16 protein-coding genes are annotated in these 21,517 nt (G+C 66.2%); all 16 read left to right on the top strand.

The window, feature by feature from the left end:
• Positions 1–26: 26 nt before the first annotated feature.
• The 16 genes from rpoB to rplP all read left to right on the top strand — a co-directional run bounded on the left by rpoB (position 27) and on the right by rplP (position 21,516).
• Positions 27–3,536: a DNA-directed RNA polymerase subunit beta gene (rpoB, locus tag AC4D2C_RS08595; protein WP_490907369.1), complete on the top strand. Its 3,510-nt coding sequence runs from the start codon at positions 27–29 to the stop codon at positions 3,534–3,536.
• A gap of 174 nt (positions 3,537–3,710) precedes the next feature.
• Entirely contained in the window at positions 3,711–7,604 is a 3,894-nt protein-coding gene (locus AC4D2C_RS08590) for a DNA-directed RNA polymerase subunit beta' (RefSeq protein WP_490914136.1), read from the top strand.
• A gap of 368 nt (positions 7,605–7,972) precedes the next feature.
• Positions 7,973–8,347, top strand: a complete 375-nt coding sequence (rpsL, locus tag AC4D2C_RS08585) for a 30S ribosomal protein S12 (protein ID WP_087076907.1) — start codon at positions 7,973–7,975, stop codon at positions 8,345–8,347.
• A 1-nt stretch (position 8,348) separates the two neighbouring features.
• Positions 8,349–8,819, top strand: coding sequence for a 30S ribosomal protein S7 (gene rpsG / locus AC4D2C_RS08580; protein WP_043440595.1), 471 nt, complete (start codon positions 8,349–8,351; stop codon positions 8,817–8,819).
• 87 nt (positions 8,820–8,906) lie between these two features.
• Positions 8,907–11,021, top strand: coding sequence for an elongation factor G (gene fusA, locus AC4D2C_RS08575; RefSeq protein ID WP_490907373.1), 2,115 nt, complete (start codon positions 8,907–8,909; stop codon positions 11,019–11,021).
• Between the two features lie 185 nt (positions 11,022–11,206).
• The gene (tuf, locus tag AC4D2C_RS08570; protein WP_490907375.1) at positions 11,207–12,397 is read left to right on the top strand and encodes an elongation factor Tu; all 1,191 of its coding nucleotides are present in this window, start codon (positions 11,207–11,209) and stop codon (positions 12,395–12,397) included.
• Positions 12,398–12,591: 194 nt separating this feature from the next.
• A complete protein-coding gene (locus tag AC4D2C_RS08565) occupies positions 12,592–16,353 on the top strand; it encodes a hypothetical protein (protein WP_490914134.1) in 3,762 nt (1,253 codons plus the stop codon).
• Between the two features lie 420 nt (positions 16,354–16,773).
• On the top strand, positions 16,774–17,082 hold the full coding sequence (gene rpsJ / locus AC4D2C_RS08560) for a 30S ribosomal protein S10 (RefSeq protein WP_026531952.1): 309 nt from the start codon (positions 16,774–16,776) through the stop codon (positions 17,080–17,082).
• 16 nt (positions 17,083–17,098) lie between these two features.
• Positions 17,099–17,755 carry a 50S ribosomal protein L3 gene (gene rplC / locus AC4D2C_RS08555; protein WP_104050961.1) on the top strand — a complete coding sequence of 219 codons (657 nt, stop codon included), beginning with the start codon at positions 17,099–17,101 and terminating at the stop codon, positions 17,753–17,755.
• A 4-nt stretch (positions 17,756–17,759) separates the two neighbouring features.
• The gene (gene rplD, locus AC4D2C_RS08550) at positions 17,760–18,383 is read left to right on the top strand and encodes a 50S ribosomal protein L4 (protein ID WP_104050960.1); all 624 of its coding nucleotides are present in this window, start codon (positions 17,760–17,762) and stop codon (positions 18,381–18,383) included.
• Entirely contained in the window at positions 18,380–18,685 is a 306-nt protein-coding gene (rplW, locus tag AC4D2C_RS08545) for a 50S ribosomal protein L23 (RefSeq protein ID WP_026531955.1), read from the top strand. The genes rplD and rplW overlap by 4 nt, the downstream gene beginning before the upstream one ends.
• A 31-nt stretch (positions 18,686–18,716) precedes the next feature.
• On the top strand, positions 18,717–19,556 hold the full coding sequence (rplB, locus tag AC4D2C_RS08540) for a 50S ribosomal protein L2 (RefSeq protein WP_104050959.1): 840 nt from the start codon (positions 18,717–18,719) through the stop codon (positions 19,554–19,556).
• A gap of 12 nt (positions 19,557–19,568) precedes the next feature.
• Positions 19,569–19,850, top strand: a complete 282-nt coding sequence (gene rpsS / locus AC4D2C_RS08535) for a 30S ribosomal protein S19 (RefSeq protein ID WP_026549122.1) — start codon at positions 19,569–19,571, stop codon at positions 19,848–19,850.
• A gap of 37 nt (positions 19,851–19,887) precedes the next feature.
• Positions 19,888–20,253, top strand: a complete 366-nt coding sequence (rplV, locus tag AC4D2C_RS08530; protein WP_105032923.1) for a 50S ribosomal protein L22 — start codon at positions 19,888–19,890, stop codon at positions 20,251–20,253.
• Complete coding sequence (gene rpsC, locus AC4D2C_RS08525; RefSeq protein ID WP_104179309.1) at positions 20,254–21,099, top strand: 30S ribosomal protein S3; 846 nt, start codon at positions 20,254–20,256, stop codon at positions 21,097–21,099.
• Positions 21,100–21,516: a 50S ribosomal protein L16 gene (gene rplP / locus AC4D2C_RS08520; RefSeq protein WP_049829176.1), complete on the top strand. Its 417-nt coding sequence runs from the start codon at positions 21,100–21,102 to the stop codon at positions 21,514–21,516.
• The last annotated feature ends 1 nt before the right edge of the window (position 21,517 follow it).

The following is a 21,517-nucleotide window of genomic DNA, read 5'->3' as shown; positions in this document are numbered from 1 at the left end:
CCTGACGGTCTGTGGAAGGATCCCTCTTGGTCGCCCCGAGCACCTCTAATAATGCAACCGCTACCAGCCAGGTCGACGCCGACGGCGCCGCACCCCGGCTCTCATTCGCAAAGATTCACGAACCGCTTGATGTTCCCAACCTCCTCGCCCTGCAGACGGACAGCTTCGACTGGCTGGTCGGCAACGAGCGCTGGAAGGCGCGTGTCGAGGAAGCGCTGGAAAAGGGACTGCAGGGTGTAGCCACCACCTCCGGCCTGGCAGACATCTTCGAGGAGATCTCCCCGATCGAGGACTTCCAGGGCACCATGTCCCTGAGCTTCTCCGAGCCCGAGTTCGCGGACCCCAAGTACACCATGGCCGAGTGCAAGGATCGCGACGCGACCTACTCCGCCCCGCTGTACGTCAAGGCCGAGTTCATGAACAACAACACGGGCGAGATCAAGCAGCAGACCGTGTTCATGGGCGACTTCCCCCTGATGACCGACAAGGGCACCTTCGTCATCAACGGCACCGAGCGTGTCGTCGTGTCGCAGCTCGTCCGTTCGCCCGGTGCGTACTTCGAGCGCACCGCCGACAAGACCAGCGACAAGGACATCTTCAGCGCGAAGATCATCCCGTCGCGTGGAGCATGGTTCGAGCTCGAGATCGACAAGCGCGACCAGGTCGGCGTGCGCCTCGACCGCAAGCGCAAGCAGTCCGTCACCGTGCTGCTGAAGGCCCTCGGCTGGACCGAAGGCCAGATCCTCGAGGAGTTCGGCCAGTACGACTCCATCCGCGCCACCATGGAGAAGGACGCCACGGAGACCCGCGAGGACGCTCTCCTGGACATCTACCGCAAGCTGCGACCGGGCGAGCCCCCCACGGTCGAGGCTGCCCAGACCCTCCTGGACAACCTGTACTTCAACCCGAAGCGCTATGACCTCGCGAAGGTCGGCCGGTACAAGATCAACCGCAAGCTCGGCATCGACAAGGACCTTACGGACTCCGACGCCTCGGTGCTGAACATCGACGACATCGTCGCGATGATCAAGTTCCTGGTGGCGCTGCACGCCGGCGAGAAGACCCTAGGCGGCAAGCGCGACGGCGGCGACGTCGAGCTGCGCGTCGAGGTCGACGACATCGACCACTTCGGCAACCGCCGTATCCGCGCCGTGGGCGAGCTCATCGAGAACCAGGTCCGCACGGGCCTGTCCCGCATGGAGCGCGTCGTCCGTGAGCGGATGACCACGCAGGACGTCGAGGCGATCACGCCGCAGACCCTGATCAACATCCGCCCCGTCGTCGCCGCGATCAAGGAGTTCTTCGGAACCTCCCAGCTGTCGCAGTTCATGGACCAGAACAACCCGCTCGCCGGACTCACGCACAAGCGTCGTCTGTCCGCGCTGGGCCCGGGTGGTCTGTCCCGTGACCGTGCCGGCATGGAGGTCCGTGACGTCCACCCGTCGCACTACGGCCGCATGTGCCCCATCGAGACCCCTGAAGGCCCGAACATCGGCCTCATCGGTTCGCTAGCCTCGTACGGCCGCATCAACGCGTTCGGCTTCATCGAGACCCCGTACCGCAAGGTCGTCGAGGGACTCGTCACCGACCAGATCGACTACCTGACCGCCGACGACGAGGTGGAGCGCCTCATCGCCCAGGCGAACGCGCCCCTCGACGCCGACAACACGTTCACCGAGGACATGGTCCTCGTGCGGACGCGTGGTGGTTCGGGCGAGCCCGTGCTCGTCGAGCCCGGTGAGGTCGAGTACATGGACGTCTCCCCGCGCCAGATGGTGTCCGTCGCGACCGCGATGATCCCGTTCCTGGAGCACGACGACGCGAACCGCGCCCTCATGGGTGCGAACATGCAGCGCCAGGCCGTGCCCCTGCTCCGTTCCGAGCGTCCCCTCGTGGGCACCGGCATGGAGAAGAACGCAGCCGTCGACGCCGGTGACGCCGTCACCGCGACGAAGGCCGGCGTGGTCAACGAGGTGTCGGCCGACCTGGTCAGCATCCTCAACGACGACGGCACCGAGACGAACTACCCGATCATGAAGTTCGCCCGCTCGAACCAGGGCAACGCGTACAACCAGCGCGTCCTGGTCTCCGAGGGCGATCGCGTCGAGTACAACACGATCATCGCCGACGGTCCCTCCACGGACCAGGGCGAGCTCGCGCTCGGCAAGAACATGCTGGTGGCGTTCATGTCCTGGGAGGGTCACAACTTCGAGGACGCGATCATCCTGTCGCAGCGCATCGTCTCCGACGATGTCCTGACGTCGATCCACATCGAGGAGCACGAAGTCGATGCCCGCGACACCAAGCTCGGTGCCGAGGAGATCACGCGTGACATCCCGAACGTCTCCGAGGAGGTCCTCGGCGCGCTCGACGAGCGCGGCATCATCCACATCGGTGCCGAGGTCGAGGCCGGCGACATCCTCGTCGGTCGCGTCACGCCCAAGGGTGAGACGGAACTGACCCCCGAGGAGCGCCTGCTGCGTGCCATCTTCGGTGAGAAGAGCCGCGAGGTCCGCGACACCTCGCTGAAGGTGCCCCACGGCGAGTCGGGCACGGTCATCGGTGTGCGCATCTTCGACCGCGACAACGACGACGAGCTGCCCCCGGGCGTCAACCAGCTGGTCCGCGTGTACGTCGCGCAGAAGCGCAAGATCACGGACGGCGACAAGCTCGCAGGCCGCCACGGCAACAAGGGCGTCATCTCCAAGATCCTGCCGATCGAGGACATGCCGTTCCTGGAGGACGGCACGCCCGTCGACATCGTCCTGAACCCGCTCGGCGTCCCCGGCCGCATGAACGTGGGCCAGGTCCTCGAGATCCACCTCGGCTGGGCAGCCAAGCAGGGCTGGAAGATCGAGGGAGAGCCCGAGTGGTTGAAGAACCTCCCGAACCTCCCCCGGGAGATCGCCTCGACCACCGTCGCGACCCCCGTGTTCGACGGTGCTACCGAGGACGAGATCGTCGGCCTGCTCGGCTCCACGAACGTCACGCGTGACGGCGACCGCCTCATCGGTGAATCCGGCAAGGCGCGCCTGTTCGACGGCCGCTCCGGCGAGCCGTTCCCGGACCCGATCTCCGTCGGCTACATGTACATCCTGAAGCTCCACCACCTGGTGGACGACAAGATCCACGCGCGCTCCACCGGCCCGTACTCGATGATCACGCAGCAGCCGCTGGGTGGTAAGGCACAGTTCGGCGGACAGCGCTTCGGTGAGATGGAAGTCTGGGCCCTCGAGGCCTACGGCGCGGCGTACACGCTGCAGGAACTCCTGACCATCAAGTCGGACGACATCCACGGACGCGTCAAGGTGTACGAGGCCATCGTCAAGGGCGAGAACATCCCCGAGCCGGGCGTTCCCGAGTCCTTCAAGGTCCTCATCAAGGAAATGCAGTCGCTCTGCCTCAACGTGGAGGTCCTCTCCACCGACGGCACGACGATCGAGATGCGTGACTCGGATGAAGAAGTCTTCCGGGCCGCGGAGGAACTGGGCATCGACCTCTCACGGGCCGAGCCGAGTTCTGTCGAGGAAGTCTAGGTTTCACCACGCCGAACCGGTGTTCGAACGCGGCCAACGAAATTTCTGCGGCCGCGGACGGCCTTGAAATATTAAGGGCCGCTTCCTCGAACACCGGCCCGGTGTGGGCCTGGCTCCCCGCCGCACCCCGTAAGACTTCAAGAATTTAGAGAACAAAGAGAGAACAGGGACCCTATGTCCAGCGAATCCTCCTTCGGCCTCATGCGAATCGGCCTTGCCACCGCGGACGAAATCCGCGGCTGGTCTTACGGCGAGGTCAAGAAGCCGGAAACCATCAACTACCGCACGCTCAAGCCCGAGAAGGACGGCCTCTTCTGCGAGAAGATCTTCGGCCCCTCCCGGGACTGGGAGTGCTACTGCGGCAAGTACAAGCGCGTGCGCTTCAAGGGCATCATCTGTGAGCGCTGCGGCGTCGAGGTGACGCGTGCCAAGGTGCGCCGTGAGCGCATGGGCCACATCGAGCTCGCCGCTCCGGTCACGCACATCTGGTACTTCAAGGGTGTGCCCTCCCGCCTCGGCTACCTCCTCGACCTTGCCCCCAAGGACCTCGAGAAGGTCATCTACTTCGCCGCCTACATGATCACCTCGGTCGACGAGGAGAACCGCCACGCCGAACTGCCGAACCTCCAGGCCGAGCACGACCTGGAGAAGAAGCAGATGACGGACCAGCGCGACGCGGACATCGCCGCGATCGCCAGGGACCTCGAGGACGAGCTCGCCCGCCTCGAGGGCGAAGGCGCGAAGGCTGCCGACAAGAAGAAGGCCCGCGACTCGGCCGACCGCCAGATGGCGAACGTCCGCAAGCGTGCCGACGCAGACATCGAGCGCCTCGTCCAGGTGTGGGACCGCTTCAAGAGCCTCAAGGTCGCCGACCTCGAGGGTGACGAAGGCCTGTACCGCGAACTCCGCGACCGCTACGGACTGTACTTCGAGGGCTCCATGGGAGCCGAGGCGATCAAGAAGCGCCTCGAGAACTTCGACATGCCCGCCGAGGCCGAGCTGCTGCGCGACATCATCCAGAACGGCAAGGGCCAGCGGAAGACGCGCGCCCTGAAGCGCCTCAAGGTGGTCAACGCGTTCCTGACGACGACCAACAGCCCCCTGGGCATGGTCCTCGACGCCGTGCCGGTGATCCCGCCGGAACTGCGCCCCATGGTCCAGCTCGACGGCGGCCGTTTCGCGACGTCCGACCTCAACGACCTGTACCGCCGCGTCATCAACCGCAACAACCGCCTCAAGCGCCTGCTCGATCTCGGTGCCCCCGAGATCATCGTCAACAACGAGAAGCGCATGCTGCAGGAAGCCGTCGACTCCCTGTTCGACAACGGCCGCCGCGGCCGCCCTGTCACCGGGCCGGGCAACCGTCCCCTGAAGTCCCTCTCGGACATGCTGAAGGGCAAGCAGGGCCGTTTCCGCCAGAACCTCCTCGGCAAGCGTGTCGACTACTCGGGCCGTTCGGTCATCGTCGTCGGCCCGCAGCTGAAGCTGCACCAGTGCGGCCTGCCCAAGCAGATGGCGCTGGAGCTCTTCAAGCCGTTCGTGATGAAGCGCCTGGTGGACCTCAACCACGCGCAGAACATCAAGAGCGCCAAGCGCATGGTCGAGCGTTACCGCCCCCAGGTGTGGGACGTGCTCGAGGAGATCATCACCGAGCACCCCGTGCTGCTGAACCGTGCACCCACCCTGCACCGTCTCGGCATCCAGGCGTTCGAGCCTCAGCTCGTCGAGGGCAAGGCACTCCAGCTCCACCCGCTGGTCTGTGGTGCCTTCAACGCGGACTTCGACGGCGACCAGATGGCGGTGCACCTGCCGCTGAGCCCCGAGGCCCAGGCCGAGGCGCGCATCCTGATGCTCTCCTCGAACAACATCCTGAAGCCGTCCGACGGCCGTCCGGTCACCCTGCCCTCGCAGGACATGATCATCGGCCTGCACCACCTCACCACCAAGCGTGAGGGAAGTGCCGGCGAGGGTCGCGTGTTCACCAGCATGGCCGAGGCCATCATGGCCTTCGACATGGGCTCGCTCCACCTCAACTCGGTGGTCCGGATCCGCGTGGACAACTTCGTGCCGAGCGCCGATATCGCCGCTCCCGAGGGCTGGGAGCCGGGTACGCCCGCGCTCATCGAGACCTCCCTCGGACAGGTCCTGTTCAACGAGACGCTTCCCCTGGACTACCCCTGGGTGGAGAAGGTCGCCGACAAGGGCCAGCTCTCCACGATCGTCAACGATCTTGCGGAGCGTTACCCGAAGGTGGTCACGGCGGCGACGCTGGACAACCTGAAGGACGCCGGTTTCTACTGGGCCACCCGCTCGGGCGTCACCGTCGCGATTTCCGACATCTCCGCGCCGATCAACAAGGCCGGCATCATGGAGGGCTACGAGACGCAGGCCGCCAAGGTGCAGTCGCAGTTCGACAAGGGCCTCATCGCCGACGAGGAGCGCCGCCAGGAGCTCATCGACATCTGGAACAAGGCGACCAACGAGGTTGCCGCGTCCATGCGCGCCGCGATGCCGAAGGACAACACCATCAACCGCATGGTGTCCTCCGGTGCACGTGGTAACTGGCTGCAGGTCCGCCAGATCGCCGGTATCCGTGGTCTCGTGGCCAACCCGAAGGGCGAGATCATCCCTCGCCCGATCAAGTCCTCGTACCGCGAGGGTCTGTCGGTCCTCGAGTACTTCATCGCGACGCACGGAGCCCGTAAGGGCCTCGCCGACACCGCGCTGCGTACGGCCAACTCGGGTTACCTGACCCGCCGCCTGGTCGACGTCTCGCAGGACGTCATCGTCCGTGAGGACGACTGCGGGACGGAGCGTGGCCTGAAGGTCACGATCGCCGTGCCGAACGCCGACGGCGAGCTGGTGCTGCACGAGGAGGTCGAGAACTCGGCCTACGCCCGTACGCTGGCCACCGACGTCGTCGACTCCAATGGTGCAGTGCTCGCCGCTGCGGGCTCGGACGTCGGAGACGTGCTCATCGGTGAACTGTTCGAGGCCGGTATCTCGGAGATCAAGGTGCGCTCCGTGCTCACCTGCGAGTCCAGCGTCGGAACGTGTGCGCTCTGCTACGGCCGGTCCCTCGCGACCGGCAAGACCGTGGACATCGGAGAGGCCGTCGGCATCATCGCCGCGCAGTCGATCGGTGAGCCCGGCACGCAGCTGACCATGCGTACCTTCCACACCGGCGGTGTGGCCTCCGCGGAGGACATCACCCAGGGTCTGCCCCGTATCCAGGAGCTGTTCGAGGCGCGTACCCCCAAGGGTGTCGCCCCGATCTCCGAGGTCGCAGGGCGCGTCACCATCGAGGATGCCGAGAAGCAGCTTCGCCTGGTGGTCACCCCCGACGACGGCTCCGAGGAGATCGCGTACCCGGTCCTGCGCCGTGCACGCCTCCTGGTCGCCGACGGCGAGCACGTCGAGGTCGGGCAGCAGCTCGTCTTCGGTGCTGTCGACCCGAAGCAGATCCTGCGTATCCTCGGCCCCCGCAAGGCCCAGGAATTCCTGGTCGACGAGGTGCAGCGCGTGTACCGCAGCCAGGGTGTGGGCATCCACGACAAGCACGTGGAGGTCATCGTCCGCCAGATGCTGCGTCGCGTCACCGTGATCGAGTCCGGCGAGTCGGACCTGCTCCCGGGTGAGCTCGCCGAGCGTCGCCGCTTCGAGGACGAGAACCGCCGCGTGGTGTCCGAGGGCAAGAAGCCGGCCTCGGGCCGTCCCGAGCTCATGGGTATCACCAAGGCGTCGCTCGCCACCGAGTCGTGGCTGTCGGCCGCTTCCTTCCAGGAGACCACGCGTGTCCTCACGCAGGCCGCCATGGAAGGCAAGAGCGATCCGCTGCTCGGCCTCAAGGAGAACGTGATCATCGGTAAGCTCATCCCGGCCGGTACCGGCCTGGACCGCTACACGAAGGTCACGGTCGAGCCCACCGAGGAAGCCAAGGCGAACCTCTTCACCGGTCCGAGCGCGTTCAGCGACTTCGACTACGCCGGTGTGGAGGGTGGCCTGAGCCCCGAGTTCCACGCCATCCCGCTGGACGACTACGACATGGGCAACAGCGACTTCCGCTGATCGCACGCCTCATCAGGAAAGGCCCCGGACCCTGCGGTCCGGGGCCTTTCCCGTCGGTACGGGAGCGCCCTACCACACGGGGGAGTGCCGGCCGCACGGGACGGCACTCGATCTCTGGTAGACTTGGGACCAATTGTTTGTGTGGCAGTGGATCGGCGTTGCGAAACGTATCTCCGTGTTGTACGTAAGTTGTACAGCGAATGCCACATTTTCGCACGCCTACAGTCGTTCTGCGGCAGCTTGTCAGTTGGTGATGCGCCAAACGACTGATCATCCCGATCTCCGGACGGTACGGCCCTGCGAAGCCGCCGTGACCGCGGAGTAGGGCGACAGGAATCTCATTCTCGGACATTACGGAGAACACGAAAGTGCCTACGATTAACCAGCTGGTCCGCAAGGGCCGGTCACCTAAGGTCTCCAAGACCAAGGCGCCCGCACTCAAGGGCAGCCCCATGAAGCGCGGCGTTTGCACCCGCGTCTACACCACCACCCCGAAGAAGCCGAACTCGGCTCTCCGCAAGGTCGCCCGTGTGCGCCTCAACGGTGGTATCGAAGTCACCGCGTACATCCCCGGTGTCGGACACAACCTCCAGGAACACTCCATCGTGCTCGTGCGCGGCGGTCGTGTGAAGGACCTTCCCGGTGTCCGCTACAAGATCATCCGTGGCGCGCTGGACACCCAGGGCGTCAAGAACCGCAAGCAGGCTCGCAGCCGCTACGGCGCAAAGATGGAGAAGAAGTAATATGCCACGTAAGGGCCCGGCCCCGAAGCGGCCGCTCGTTGTAGACCCCGTCTACGGCTCCCCCCTGGTCACGCAGCTGATCAACAAGGTGCTCGTCGACGGCAAGAAGTCCACCGCAGAGCGCATCGTGTACGGCGCCCTCGAAGGTGCCCGCGCCAAGTCCGGCGGCGACCCCGTCGCAGCGCTCAAGAAGGCCATGGACAACGTTAAGCCGACCCTCGAGGTCCGCTCACGCCGCGTCGGTGGAGCGACCTACCAGGTGCCCGTCGAGGTCAAGCCCGGTCGGTCGACCGCCCTGGCCCTGCGCTGGCTGGTCGGCTACTCCAAGGCCCGCCGCGAGAAGACGATGACCGAGCGCCTGCAGAACGAGATCCTCGACGCATCGAACGGCCTCGGTGCCGCCGTCAAGCGCCGCGAGGACACGCACAAGATGGCCGAGTCGAACAAGGCCTTCGCACACTACCGCTGGTAGTCAGAACTGCCGGTCGGGCCGTCACCCACAAGGGACGGTCCGACCGTTAGGCCAGCAGAACTCCATTCTCGTCAAAAGGGAGACACCGTGGCACAGGACGTGCTTACCGACCTCAACAAGGTCCGCAACATCGGCATCATGGCCCACATCGATGCCGGCAAGACCACTACTACCGAGCGCATCCTGTTCTACACGGGTGTCAACCACAAGATCGGCGAGACGCACGACGGCGCCTCCACCACCGACTGGATGGAACAGGAGAAGGAGCGCGGCATCACCATCACGTCTGCCGCCGTGACCTGCTTCTGGGAGAACAACCAGATCAACATCATCGACACCCCCGGGCACGTCGACTTCACCGTCGAGGTGGAGCGTTCGCTCCGCGTGCTCGACGGCGCCGTCGCCGTGTTCGACGGCAAGGAGGGCGTCGAGCCCCAGTCGGAGACCGTCTGGCGCCAGGCCGACAAGTACGAGGTCCCCCGCATCTGCTTCGTCAACAAGATGGACAAGCTGGGCGCGGACTTCTACTTCACCGTCGACACCATCATCAGCCGCCTGGGCGCCAAGCCCCTCGTGCTGCAGCTCCCGATCGGCGCCGAGAACGACTTCATCGGTGTCGTGGACCTGCTCCACATGCGCGCTCTCGTATGGCCCGGTGACTCCAAGGGTGACGTGACCATGGGTGCCAAGTACGAGGTCCAGGAGATCCCCGCCGATCTCAAGGAGAAGGCCGAGGAGTACCGCGCGACGCTCGTCGAGACCGTCGCCGAGTCCTCGGACGAGCTCATGGACAAGTACCTCGAGGGCGAGGAGATCTCCATCGAGGAGCTGAAGGCCGGCATCCGCAAGATGACGATCAACTCGGAGCTCTACCCGATCCTCTGTGGCTCCGCGTTCAAGAACCGCGGTGTACAGCCGATGCTCGACGCAGTCATCGACTACCTGCCGTCGCCCCTCGACGTGCCCCCGATGATCGGTCACGATCCCCGGAACGAGGAGACCGAGCTGACGCGCAAGCCCAGCACGGAGGAGCCGTTCTCGGCACTCGCGTTCAAGGTCGCCACGCACCCGTTCTTCGGTCAGCTGACCTTCATCCGCGTGTACTCCGGGCACGTCACCGCCGGAACGCAGCTGGTGAACTCGACGAAGAGCAAGAAGGAGCGCATCGGGAAGCTGTTCCAGATGCACGCCAACAAGGAGATCCCCGTCGAGGAGGCCTCAGCGGGCCACATCTACGCGGCGATCGGCCTGAAGGACACCACGACCGGGGACACCCTCTCCGATGCATCGAACCAGATCGTTCTCGAGTCCATGAGCTTCCCCGCTCCTGTGATCTCGGTGGCGATCGAGCCGAAGACGAAGGGTGACCAGGAGAAGCTGTCCACGGCCATCCAGAAGCTCTCGGCCGAGGATCCCACCTTCCAGGTGTCCCTGAACGAGGACACCGGGCAGACGATCATCGCCGGCATGGGCGAGCTCCACCTGGACATCCTGGTGGACCGCATGCGCCGGGAGTTCCGCGTCGAGGCCAACGTGGGCAAGCCCCAGGTCGCCTACCGCGAAACCATCCGCAGCAAGGTCGCCAAGCACGACTACACGCACAAGAAGCAGACCGGTGGTTCCGGCCAGTTCGCGAAGATCCAGATCGCGATCGAGCCGATGGAGGTCGAAGAAGGCGTCATGTACGCGTTCGACAACAAGGTGACGGGTGGACGCGTGCCCCGCGAGTACATCCCGAGTGTCGATGCGGGCATCCAGGACGCGCTCAATGACGGCGTCCTCGCCGGCTACCCGGTGGTCGGCATCAAGGCGACGCTGCTCGACGGTGCGTACCACGACGTCGACTCCTCGGAGATGGCGTTCAAGATCGCCGGGCGCATGGCGTTCAAGGAAGCCGCGCGGATGGCCAAGCCCGTCCTGCTCGAGCCCCTGATGGAGGTCGAGGTGCGTACCCCCGAGGAGTACATGGGCGAAGTGATCGGCGACCTGAACTCGCGCCGTGGCCAGATGCAGTCCATGGAGGATGCGAGCGGCGTGAAGGTCATCACCGCTCATGTCCCCCTGTCCGGGATGTTCGGCTACATCGGTGATCTGCGATCGAAGACCCAGGGTCGCGCGGTCTACTCGATGAAGTTCGACAGCTACTCCGAGGTCCCGAAGGCAGTGGCCGACGAGATCATTCAGAAGACGCGCGGCGAGTAGTCATCCCGCAGACGGGCCGGCCTGTTCAAGGGCAGGCCGGCCCGTCCTCCCGCCGCCGGACCGCCGGTCCGGCAGCGAACCCGCAATTTCATCAAAACCAAAAGCCCCCAGTAGACTTGCATGAGTTTCAGCTGCGAAAAGCGCGGCTGGGAAGCAGATCTTCTCAAACGTTCTAGGAGGAACCCGTGGCGAAGGCAAAGTTCGAGCGGACTAAGCCGCACGTTAACATCGGCACCATCGGTCACGTCGACCATGGTAAGACCACGTTGACGGCTGCCATTTCCAAGGTGCTGTACGACAAGTACCCCACCCTCAACGAGCAGCGTGACTTCGCGTCGATCGACTCGGCTCCCGAGGAGAAGCAGCGCGGCATCACGATCAACATCTCGCACGTTGAGTACCAGACCGAGAAGCGCCACTACGCACACGTAGACGCTCCCGGTCACGCTGACTACATCAAGAACATGATCACCGGTGCGGCCCAGATGGATGGTGCCATCCTCGTTGTTGCCGCCACCGACGGTCCCATGGCCCAGACCCGCGAGCACGTGCTGCTCGCCCGCCAGGTCGGCGTCCCCTACCTGCTGGTCGCGCTGAACAAGTCCGACATGGTCGACGACGAGGAGCTCCTGGACCTCGTCGAGATGGAGGTCCGCGAACTGCTCAGCTCGCAGGGCTTCGACGGTGACGACGCTCCTGTCGTCCGCGTCTCGGGCCTCAAGGCCCTCGAGGGCGACCCCGAGTGGGTCAAGTCCGTCGAGGAACTGATGGAAGCCGTTGACAACAACGTTCCTGACCCGATCCGCGACAAGGACAAGCCGTTCCTCATGCCCGTCGAGGACGTCTTCACGATCACCGGTCGTGGAACCGTCGTCACCGGCCGCGCCGAGCGTGGAACCCTCGCCATCAACTCCGAGGTCGAGATCGTCGGCATCCGTCCGGTCCAGAAGACCACGGTCACCGGTATCGAGATGTTCCACAAGCAGCTCGACGAGGCCTGGGCCGGCGAGAACTGTGGTCTGCTCCTCCGCGGCATCAAGCGCGAGGACGTAGAGCGCGGCCAGGTCATCGTGAAGCCGGGTTCCATCACCCCGCACACCGATTTCGAGGCCAACGTCTACATCCTGGCCAAGGACGAGGGCGGGCGTCACAACCCGTTCTACTCGAACTACCGCCCGCAGTTCTACTTCCGTACCACGGACGTGACCGGCGTCATCACCCTCCCCGAGGGCACCGAGATGGTCATGCCCGGCGACAACACCGAGATGAGCGTCGAGCTCATCCAGCCGATCGCCATGGAAGAGGGCCTCGGCTTCGCAATCCGCGAAGGCGGCCGCACCGTTGGTTCGGGACGCGTCACCAAGATCCTGAAGTAGTCTTCCGGATCGCTCAGCACTGCTGAAGCACGAAGGAACCCCTGCCGTCCGCGGCGGGGGTTCCTTGGTTAACGGGTCCCGCCCGGTGACGGACCGGTTGTCCACACGGCACCGCGGGTCCGATCAGGCGCAGCGCGTCCTGCCTATACTGACCTGAAGGGCGGGCAGCCGACCGGTCACATGGGGGAGCGGCATTGGGTCTGGTTCTGGCGGTACTCCTGGCGATCGTGCTGGGCATCTTCGGTGCCGGATACGTCACGGGGAGCGCCATCACGCGGCGCCGTGCACGGCACGGCGAGCCGGGCGCGCAGGCCCTGGCAGTCGCGTACGACCAGGGCTACCGCAGTGGCGCTGCGGCGGCCGGCTCGTGGGCGGGCGGGCCGGGCGCCCCCGCAGGAGCGGGGGAGCAGCACCCAGGCTCGCAAAATCCGGGCGCACCGGTGCCGGCGTCGGGGCCGCCGGTAGGACCGGAGGATGCCGCCACGACGTTCGTCGCGGGTGGACGGTCGACGGATCCCCCGGGCGATGCCCGCCGGCCTCCTCCCTTGCTCGGTGTCCAGGCTCCTCCGGCGCCCAGCGCCGAGGAACTTGCTGCACAGCGGGCCGCCCGGGAACTGCGGAACATCAACATCGCTCTGTATTCGGCCAGCCTGCTGCTGGTGGCTGCTGGTGGTCTGTTCATCGGAGCGGCCGTGCCCGGGGCGGCCAAGGCGGTGACGATCGGTGTCGTCGTCGCCCTGTTCTACGTCGGCGGCCTCGTCCTGTACACGCGGTTGCCGCGACTCCGGCCTGCCGCTGTGGCCTTCACGGGAACCGGGCTCGCGTTGCTGCCGGTCGCCGGGCTGCTCTTCGGCGTGCTCACGGACCAGGGGGCGTCCGCCTGGTTCGCGACGGCGCTGGTCGGCACGGTCGCCTACGTCGCGGCTGCGGTCCGGCTGCAGAGCCGGGTCGTCGCCTTCCTGGCACTGCCGTTCTTCCTCTCCATCGCGCTGTCCTCGGTGTCGCTCCTCGGTGGCGCGCTCGTCTGGTACTTCACGTGCTCCATCGGCGTGGCCGCGATCCTGGCGGTGCTGCTGCGCCTTGCTCCGCGGTGGTTGCCCTCGGTGATCTCCCGTGCGGTGGTGGACACGCATCGGCTGCTGGCACCGACCGCCCTCGTGGCGTCGCTGCTGCTCGGCGGGCTCCTGACCACGGCCGATCGCGCCCAGCTGTGGGTGGTGGCGACCGCCTACTATGCGGCCCTGCTGGCGTTCTTCGAACTGTCGAGGATCCAGCACTTCTACGCGCTGAGGCTCGTGGGGAGCATCGCCGCCGTCCTCGTCGCGTGGGCAGCAGGATGCTCGACGCCGTGGGCAGCCCTCATCCTCGCCGTGTGTCTCGCGCTCCAGGTGGCGGGTCTGCTCGCCGCTCGGGACCGCATCCGGAGCTTCCTCGACAACGCGCGCCCGCCCTCGGAGTCCGCACAGGACTCCGAACGGCCTGCAGGTGCGTCCCGCTACGCCCTCGACGTCGTCGTGACGTTCTCCGTGATGACCCTCGCGGCAACCGCGGTCGTCCTCTCATCCGTCGTCCTGGCCGGTGCGGGCTCGAGCGGCTCGCCCGACGCCCTGCTGCCGATGCTGCTCGTGCTGGTCACGGGCATGACGATCGCCGTGCGCTGTGCGGGCGCGTTCGAGGTGCTCGTCCTTCCGGGCGTGGCGCTCAGCGCCGTCACACACTGGGATGATCCATGGCGCACGGAGACGGTCCTGGCCCTCACCGCGGTCCACCTCCTCGTGCGGGCCCTCCGCTCCGCCGGTCTGCGCCGGGAACGCTTCATGCTGGCGGCACGCGCTGCGGTCACCGCTCTCGCACCGGTCGCCGTGCTGGTCCACGTCCAGACCCCGTCGGTGCCGGCCGGGCGCGTGGGGGAGATCGCCGGACTCGCCCTCGTGGTCGCCCTCGTGGTCAACCAGCTCGTCGAGGTCCTCCGATCCCGGCGACACCCGAGGGGCGGTTACGGCAGCTGGGTGGTGTGCGTCGCCGGCGGGGCGTCCCTCGTGTCGGTGGTCGCATTCGCGGCCGGTGGCGGGACCTTCGCCATCGCCGCGCCCGGTATCTGGAGCTGTGTCCTCGCGGGCTGCATCACCTCGCTGGTCCTGCCCCTCGCGGGTGCGACGCCGCCGCCGGCAAGCAGCCCGGCGAGAGGACCGGATCCTGGTCCTCCGGCTGCGCCGGGTGCGCTGGTCGAGGCCATCGGCCCCGCCTCGCTCCTGGTGGCCGCGATGGCGGGCGCCGCGGCGGGCTTCGGGATCCACTCCTACGAGGTGCTGCTCGTCGTCGGCATCGCCTACGGCGCCCTCCTGGCGCGGCGGGCGACCGGCCGCACGCGCCGCGGGGCCTACCTCCTGGCCGCCCAGCTGTGCTTCACCACCCTCACGGCCACCATCTCCGCAGACCTGGAGCTGACGGTGCACGGAGTCTTCGCGGCGATCGCAGCAAGCGTCGCCCTGCAGGAAGTGGTGCGGGTGGTCCTGCGCTCCAGGTTGCGCCAGGCGGGGCTGCAGGGTCCATCGGCCTGGCTGAGCGTCGGTGTGCTGGCGGTCCTGCCCCTGGCCTACCTGGTGTTCGCGAACCCGCAGGTGCAGCTGCATGTGATCGTCCTGCACCTGGCGCTGCTCGGCGCCGTGGCCACCGTCCTGTTCCTGGTCCAGCGCATGGACGCCGCGGCCTACCCTGCGCTCTACGCCGTCGTCGCGCTCATCGCCCTGCTCACCGGGGTGCTACCCACCGATCGGGCGGGGCTCCTGCCCGTCGCGCCGCTGTCGGAGCCGGTCGCCGCGCTCATCGCGGCCGCCTGTGCGGTCGCGATCGTCGTGGTGCGCCTCCGCTCCGCTGCAGCCCGCTTCCGCCGGCCGGGTCGGGTCGGCGCAGGGGTGTTCGTCCTCGAGGCGATCCTGTTCGCCTTCGAGGACGGTGACGGCTGGGACCGCGTCTTGGTCGCCGCGGTCGTCGCCGGTGCCTGCTTCGCCCTCGCGCAGCGGGAAGCACCGGCCGTGCTGGACGCAGGGGGAGCCGTAGCGGTCATCGTCGCCGCGACGGCCTTCATCGATCAGCTGGACCATGCCACCGGTCGGGTACTCGATACCGGTGCCCTGCGCGTGCTGGGCGGCGCCGTCCTGGCCGCCGCCATCCTCCATCTCGCCCGAGTGTTCCTGCCGGGCGAGGACGAGGGCGGCCTCCGGTACCGCATCCTCGGTGCAGCAGCACTCGGCTGGACCGCGACCGCGGCGCTGCTCGCCATGCCGGCGGACTCCTCGGCGGTCGCCGGTTCGGTGGCCCTCACGGCCGTGGCGGTCCTCGCGCTGGGGGAGGTGCCCGCACGGGTCCGTACCCTGTGCTGCGAGGCGGCCTTCCTCGTCGTGGTCCTGTGTGCGCAGCGTGTGGCCTGGCTCCTCCTCGACGGGATCGACGTGTTCTGGGCGGCCCAATGGTGGGTGGTGGCCCTCGCCCTGCTCTCGGCCTGGTCCTTCACCCGCGGTACCCGGGACAGGGGCACCCGCTGGCTCACGGCCTCGGCCGCCATCCTCTCGGCCACCGGCCTGATGACCGTGGCCGGTGGCACGGCCGCCGAACAGGTGTGGGCCCTCTGCGGCCACGTGGTGCTCCTGATCGCCGGTGTCGCCCTGTCGAGGCGCCGGTTCAGCCTGTGGGGCGCCGTCGGTATCGCCCTCGCACTGCTCTGGTTCCTGCGGGGCTTCACCTTCCTGCTGCTGACGGTGGCCGCACTGCTGCTGCTGGGGTTCGCCGTCTGGAGACTCAATCGCCAGTCGCAGGGCCCGCCCCCCAGCCTCGACACCGGAGTCGATGTCCCGACGGCACCGCATGATCCGACACCGGGCCAGGTCGCAGGCGTCGGCGACCCGATGGCTGAGCCGGGCCCGACGCCCGCGAGCCGGCTCGCTCCGCCGTCCTGATGCGCGGCTTGGGAGCGGCGCCGCGTCACGGAGATCACGCCGCGCGGAGCCGGCCCGGTTCGCAATCGCGCCGGTGATCTGCGAGACTGGATAAGTTGTTCAAGTGCTCGCGCGCGCGGTCCGAGACTTCATCCCGGTCGGGATAATGCCCGATGCAGGGATCAGGTCCACCGAAACGCGGAGCCCAAAAATAGATCCACCCCGTCCGGCCCGGCCGGAATACGCGGAGCGTGCGTGTCCACACTGTGTTCTATTTCTACACAGGGCGACACGCCCGAGCGCGGGGGTCGGAGCCCTGGCAGGGTGAGGAACCCGGATTCCTCCGGATTCAGCCTGTTCAGGAAGCGCCGTACAACGGGCGCACGAAATGTACGAATGTACCGGAACTGCTCAGGCAGTGAGAGAGAGAGTCGAGACGCCATGGCGGGACAGAAAATCCGCATCCGGCTGAAGTCATATGACCACGAGGTCATCGATGTTTCAGCCCGGAAGATCGTTGAGACGGTGACGCGCGCAGGCGCAACGGTAGTGGGCCCTGTGCCTCTGCCCACGGAGAAGAACGTATTCGTTGTCATCCGGTCCCCGCACAAGTACAAGGACAGCCGTGAGCACTTCGAAATGCGTACTCACAAGCGTCTGATCGACATCATTGATCCCACGCCCAAGGCCGTCGATTCGCTCATGCGTCTCGATCTGCCCGCGGACGTGAACATCGAAATCAAGCTGTAAGGGAGAGCGGATACTCATGTCTACTTCACTTACGCGTCAGGTCAAGGGCCTGCTGGGCACCAAGCTCGGCATGACCCAGGTCTGGGACGAGAACAACATCCTCATCCCCGTCACCGTCATCCAGGCGGACTCGAACGTCATCACGCAGCTGCTGAGCGCGGACAAGGACGGCTACACGGCCGTGCAGATCGGCTTCGGCCAGATCGACCCCCGCAAGGTCACCAAGCCGCTCGCCGGCCACTTCGAGAAGGCGGGCGTCACGCCCCGCCGTCACGTGGTCGAGCTGCGCACGTCCGACGCCGACTCCTACTCACTCGGTCAGGAACTCTCCGTCGAGATGTTCGAGGCCGGCCAGACGGTCGACGTCATCGGCACCACCAAGGGCAAGGGCTTCGCCGGCGTCATGAAGCGCCACGGTTTCCACGGCGTCGGTGCCTCGCACGGTGCCCACAAGAACCACCGCAAGCCCGGTTCCATCGGTGGAGCATCCACCCCCAGCCGCGTCTTCCGTGGAATGAAAATGGCAGGCCGCATGGGTGCCGTTCGTCAGACCACGCTGAACCTGCGGGTTCACGCTGTCGACGCCGAGAAGTCGCTGCTGCTGATCAAGGGCGCCGTCCCCGGCGCCCGCGGCCAGGTCGTCCTCGTACGCACCGCCGTGAAGGGAGCATAGCCACATGGCTGCCAACACTGTCCAGGTCGATCTCCCCGCGGAGATCTTCGACGCACAGACCAACGTGCCGCTGCTGCACCAGGTCGTCGTCGCCCAGCTCGCTGCCGCCCGCCAGGGTACGCACAAGACGAAGACCCGCGCCGAGGTCAGTGGCGCAGGTCGCAAGCCGTTCAAGCAGAAGGGAACCGGTCGTGCCCGCCAGGGTTCGATCCGCGCCCCCCACATGACCGGCGGCGGCGTCGTCCACGGGCCCACGCCCCGCGACTACAGCCAGCGCACCCCCAAGAAGATGAAGGCCGCCGCCCTGCGCGGAGCCCTCTCGGATCGGGCACGCAACGGTCGTATCCACGTCCTCGAGTCCCTGGTGACCGGCGGCAAGCCGTCCACCAAGGGTGCCATCGAGACCCTGCGCGCGATCTCCGAGCGGCCCCGCCTGCTCGTCGTGATCGAGCGTGCCAACGACGTCGCAGCACTGTCCGTGCGCAACGTCCCCGCTGTGCACGTCCTCTACGTAGACCAGCTCAACACGTACGACGTGCTGGTCTCCGACGACGTGATCTTCACCAAGGCCGCCTACGACCAGTTCGTCGGCTCGGCTGATGTCATCTCCGAGGAGGATGCCAAGTGAGCGGCACCATCGCAAAGGATCCGCGCGACGTCGTCATTGCACCCGTCGTGTCGGAGAAGAGCTACGGCCTGATCGACGAAGGCAAGTACACCTTCCTGGTCGACCCCCGCTCGAACAAGGAAGAAATCAAACTGGCGGTCGAGAAGATCTTCTCCGTGAAGGTCGACTCCATCAACACCATCAACCGGGTTGGCAAGCGCAAGCGCACCAAATTCGGCTGGGGCCAGCGCAAGGGCACCAAGCGTGCCATCGTGTCCCTCAAAGAGGGCTCGATCGACATCTTCGGCGGTCCGCTCTCCTAGAGCGGAGACCACTTTAACGAGGAATTGAGTTATGGGAATCCGTAAATACAAGCCGACAACCCCGGGCCGTCGCGGCTCGAGCGTTGCCGACTTCGCTGAAATCACACGGTCGACGCCGGAAAAGTCGTTGGTCCGTCCCCTTCCCAAGAAGGGTGGACGTAACAACACCGGTAAGATCACGACCCGCCACAAGGGCGGTGGACACAAGCGTCAGTACCGTCTGATCGACTTCCGCCGTCACGACAAGGACGGCGTCGACGCCCGCGTCGCGGAGATCGAGTACGATCCGAACCGCACCGCGCGCATCGCCCTCCTGCACTACGTCGACGGCACCAAGCGCTACATCATCGCGCCGAACAAGCTCAAGCAGGGCGACTTCGTCGAGGCCGGGGCCGGGGCCGACATCAAGCCCGGCAACAACCTGCCGCTGCGCAACATCCCCGTAGGTACCGTCATCCACGCCGTCGAGCTCCGCCCGGGCGGCGGCGCGAAGATGGCACGCTCCGCCGGTGCGTCGGTGCAGCTCGTCGCCAAGGAAGGCCGCTTCGCCCAGCTGCGACTGCCCTCCGGCGAGATCCGCAACGTCGACGTCCGCTGCCGCGCGACGATCGGCGAGGTCGGCAACGCCGAGCAGTCGAACATCAACTGGGGCAAGGCCGGCCGTAACCGCTGGAAGGGCATCCGCCCGACCGTCCGTGGTGTCGCGATGAACCCGGTTGACCACCCGCACGGTGGTGGCGAGGGCAAGACCTCCGGTGGACGTCACCCGGTCAACCCGAACGGTAAGGCCGAAGGCCGTACGCGTCGCCCCAACAAAGAGAGCGACTCACTCATCGTGCGTCGCCGTCGTTCCGGCAAGAACAAGCGATAGGAGCCTGGAGACATGCCACGCAGCCTGAAGAAAGGCCCCTTCGTCGATCAGCACCTTTACGTAAAGGTCGCTCGCGAGAACGAATCGGGCACGAAGAACGTCATCAAGACGTGGTCCCGCCGCTCCATGATCGTCCCCGACATGCTCGGGCACACGATCGCGGTGCACGACGGACGCAAGCACATCCCGGTGTTTGTCACCGAGTCGATGGTCGGGCACAAGCTCGGCGAATTCGCTCCCACGCGGACTTTCCGCGGCCATGTTAAGGACGACCGCAAGGGCAAGCGCCGCTAGGCGCTGCTCTTACGGCTAAGACGAGAGAAGGAAAGCAATGGAAGCCAAGGCTATTGCGCGTCATATCCGCGTAACGCCTATGAAGGCCCGGCGCGTCGTCAACCTTGTTCGTGGTAAGCAGGCGAATGAGGCTCTGGCTATTCTGAAGTTTGCCCCACAGGTTGCTTCAGAGCCGGTATTCAAGGTGGTCCAGTCAGCGATGGCCAACGCCCGCGTCCTCGCGGACCGTGACGGCGTCGCATTCGACGAGGACAACCTCATCATCAGCGAAGCATTCGTCGATGAAGGCCCCACGATGAAGCGGTTCCGTCCGCGTGCCCAGGGCCGCGCGTTCCGCATCAACAAGCGGACCAGCCACATCACGGTTGTCGTCGCTACCCCTCAGAAAGTGGAGGTCCGCTAAGTGGGACAGAAAGTAAACCCGCACGGGTTCCGACTCGGCATCACCACTGACCACCGGTCACACTGGTTCGCCGACAGCAACAAGCCGGGCCAGCGCTACCGTGACTTCGTCCGCGAAGACATCAAGATCCGCCAGCTGATGTCGACCGGCATGGACCGCGCCGGCATCGCCAAGGTCGAGATCGAGCGCACCCGTGACCGCGTCCGCGTGGACATCCACACGGCACGTCCCGGCATCGTCATCGGCCGCCGCGGAGCAGAAGCTGACCGCATCCGCGGCGAGCTCGAGAAGCTCACCGGCAAGCAGGTCCAGCTGAACATCCTCGAGGTCAAGAACCCCGAGATCGAAGCTCAGCTCGTGGCCCAGGGCATCGCCGAGCAGCTCTCCTCACGTGTGGCGTTCCGCCGCGCGATGAAGAAGGCCATGCAGTCCGCACAGCGTGCCGGCGCCAAGGGCATCCGTGTCCAGTGCTCCGGTCGACTGGGCGGCGCAGAAATGAGCCGTTCGGAGTTCTACCGCGAGGGACGCGTTCCCCTGCACACGCTCCGCGCCAACATCGACTACGGCTTCTTCGAAGCGAAGACCACCTTCGGCCGCATCGGCGTGAAGGTCTGGATCTACAAGGGTGACGTCACGGCGAAGGAACTCGCAGCCCAGGCTGCAGCAGCTCCCTCCCGCGGCCGCGGTGGAGACCGTCCGGGCCGTGGCCCTGCCGGCGCCGACCGTGGTGGCGACCGTGGAGGCGACCGTCGTCGTCGTGCGCCTGAGCGCTCCGAGGGCCAGGGTGCCTCGGCACCCGCCGAGACCGCCGCAGCTCCGGCTGCGGCTGAAGGAGGACAGGCTTAAATGCTTATCCCACGTCGCGTCAAATTCCGTAAGCAGCACCACCCGGGTCGCTCGGGCGCTGCAACCGGCGGTACCGAGGTCAGCTTCGGTGAGTGGGGTATCCAGGCTCTGAGCCCGGCCTACGTCACCAACCGCCAGATCGAGTCCGCTCGTATCGCCATGACCCGTCACATCAAGCGTGGCGGCAAGGTCTGGATCAACATCTATCCGGACCGTCCGTTGACCAAGAAGCCCGCCGAGACCCGTATGGGTTCCGGTAAGGGTTCGCCCGAGTGGTGGGTGGCCAACGTCAAGCCGGGGCGTGTTCTCTTCGAACTGTCCGGCGTTTCCGAAGAGGTAGCCCGCGAAGCCCTGCGCCTCGCGATCCACAAGCTGCCGTTGAAGGCACGCATCGTGCGTCGTGAGGGTGGTGAATAGT

It is taken from the genome of Arthrobacter sp. TJ-240 (assembly GCF_058269195.1).
The sequence above is the reverse complement of the archived record's forward strand: the minus strand, read 5'-3'. Positions and strand labels throughout refer to the sequence as shown.

Bases quoted from the DNA above. Each gene is read 5' to 3' on its own strand.
- AC4D2C_RS08590 (WP_490914136.1), top strand. From the start codon at position 3,711: ATGTCCAGCGAATCCTCCTTCGGCCTCATGCGAATCGGCCTTGCCACC.
- rpsG (WP_043440595.1), top strand. From the start codon at position 8,349: ATGCCACGTAAGGGCCCGGCCCCGAAGCGGCCGCTCGTTGTAGACCCC.
- rpsJ (WP_026531952.1), top strand. From the start codon at position 16,774: ATGGCGGGACAGAAAATCCGCATCCGGCTGAAGTCATATGACCACGAG.
- rplC (WP_104050961.1), top strand. From the start codon at position 17,099: ATGTCTACTTCACTTACGCGTCAGGTCAAGGGCCTGCTGGGCACCAAG.
- rplD (WP_104050960.1), top strand. From the start codon at position 17,760: ATGGCTGCCAACACTGTCCAGGTCGATCTCCCCGCGGAGATCTTCGAC.
- rplB (WP_104050959.1), top strand. From the start codon at position 18,717: ATGGGAATCCGTAAATACAAGCCGACAACCCCGGGCCGTCGCGGCTCG.
- rpsS (WP_026549122.1), top strand. From the start codon at position 19,569: ATGCCACGCAGCCTGAAGAAAGGCCCCTTCGTCGATCAGCACCTTTAC.
- rplV (WP_105032923.1), top strand. From the start codon at position 19,888: ATGGAAGCCAAGGCTATTGCGCGTCATATCCGCGTAACGCCTATGAAG.
- rplP (WP_049829176.1), top strand. From the start codon at position 21,100: ATGCTTATCCCACGTCGCGTCAAATTCCGTAAGCAGCACCACCCGGGT.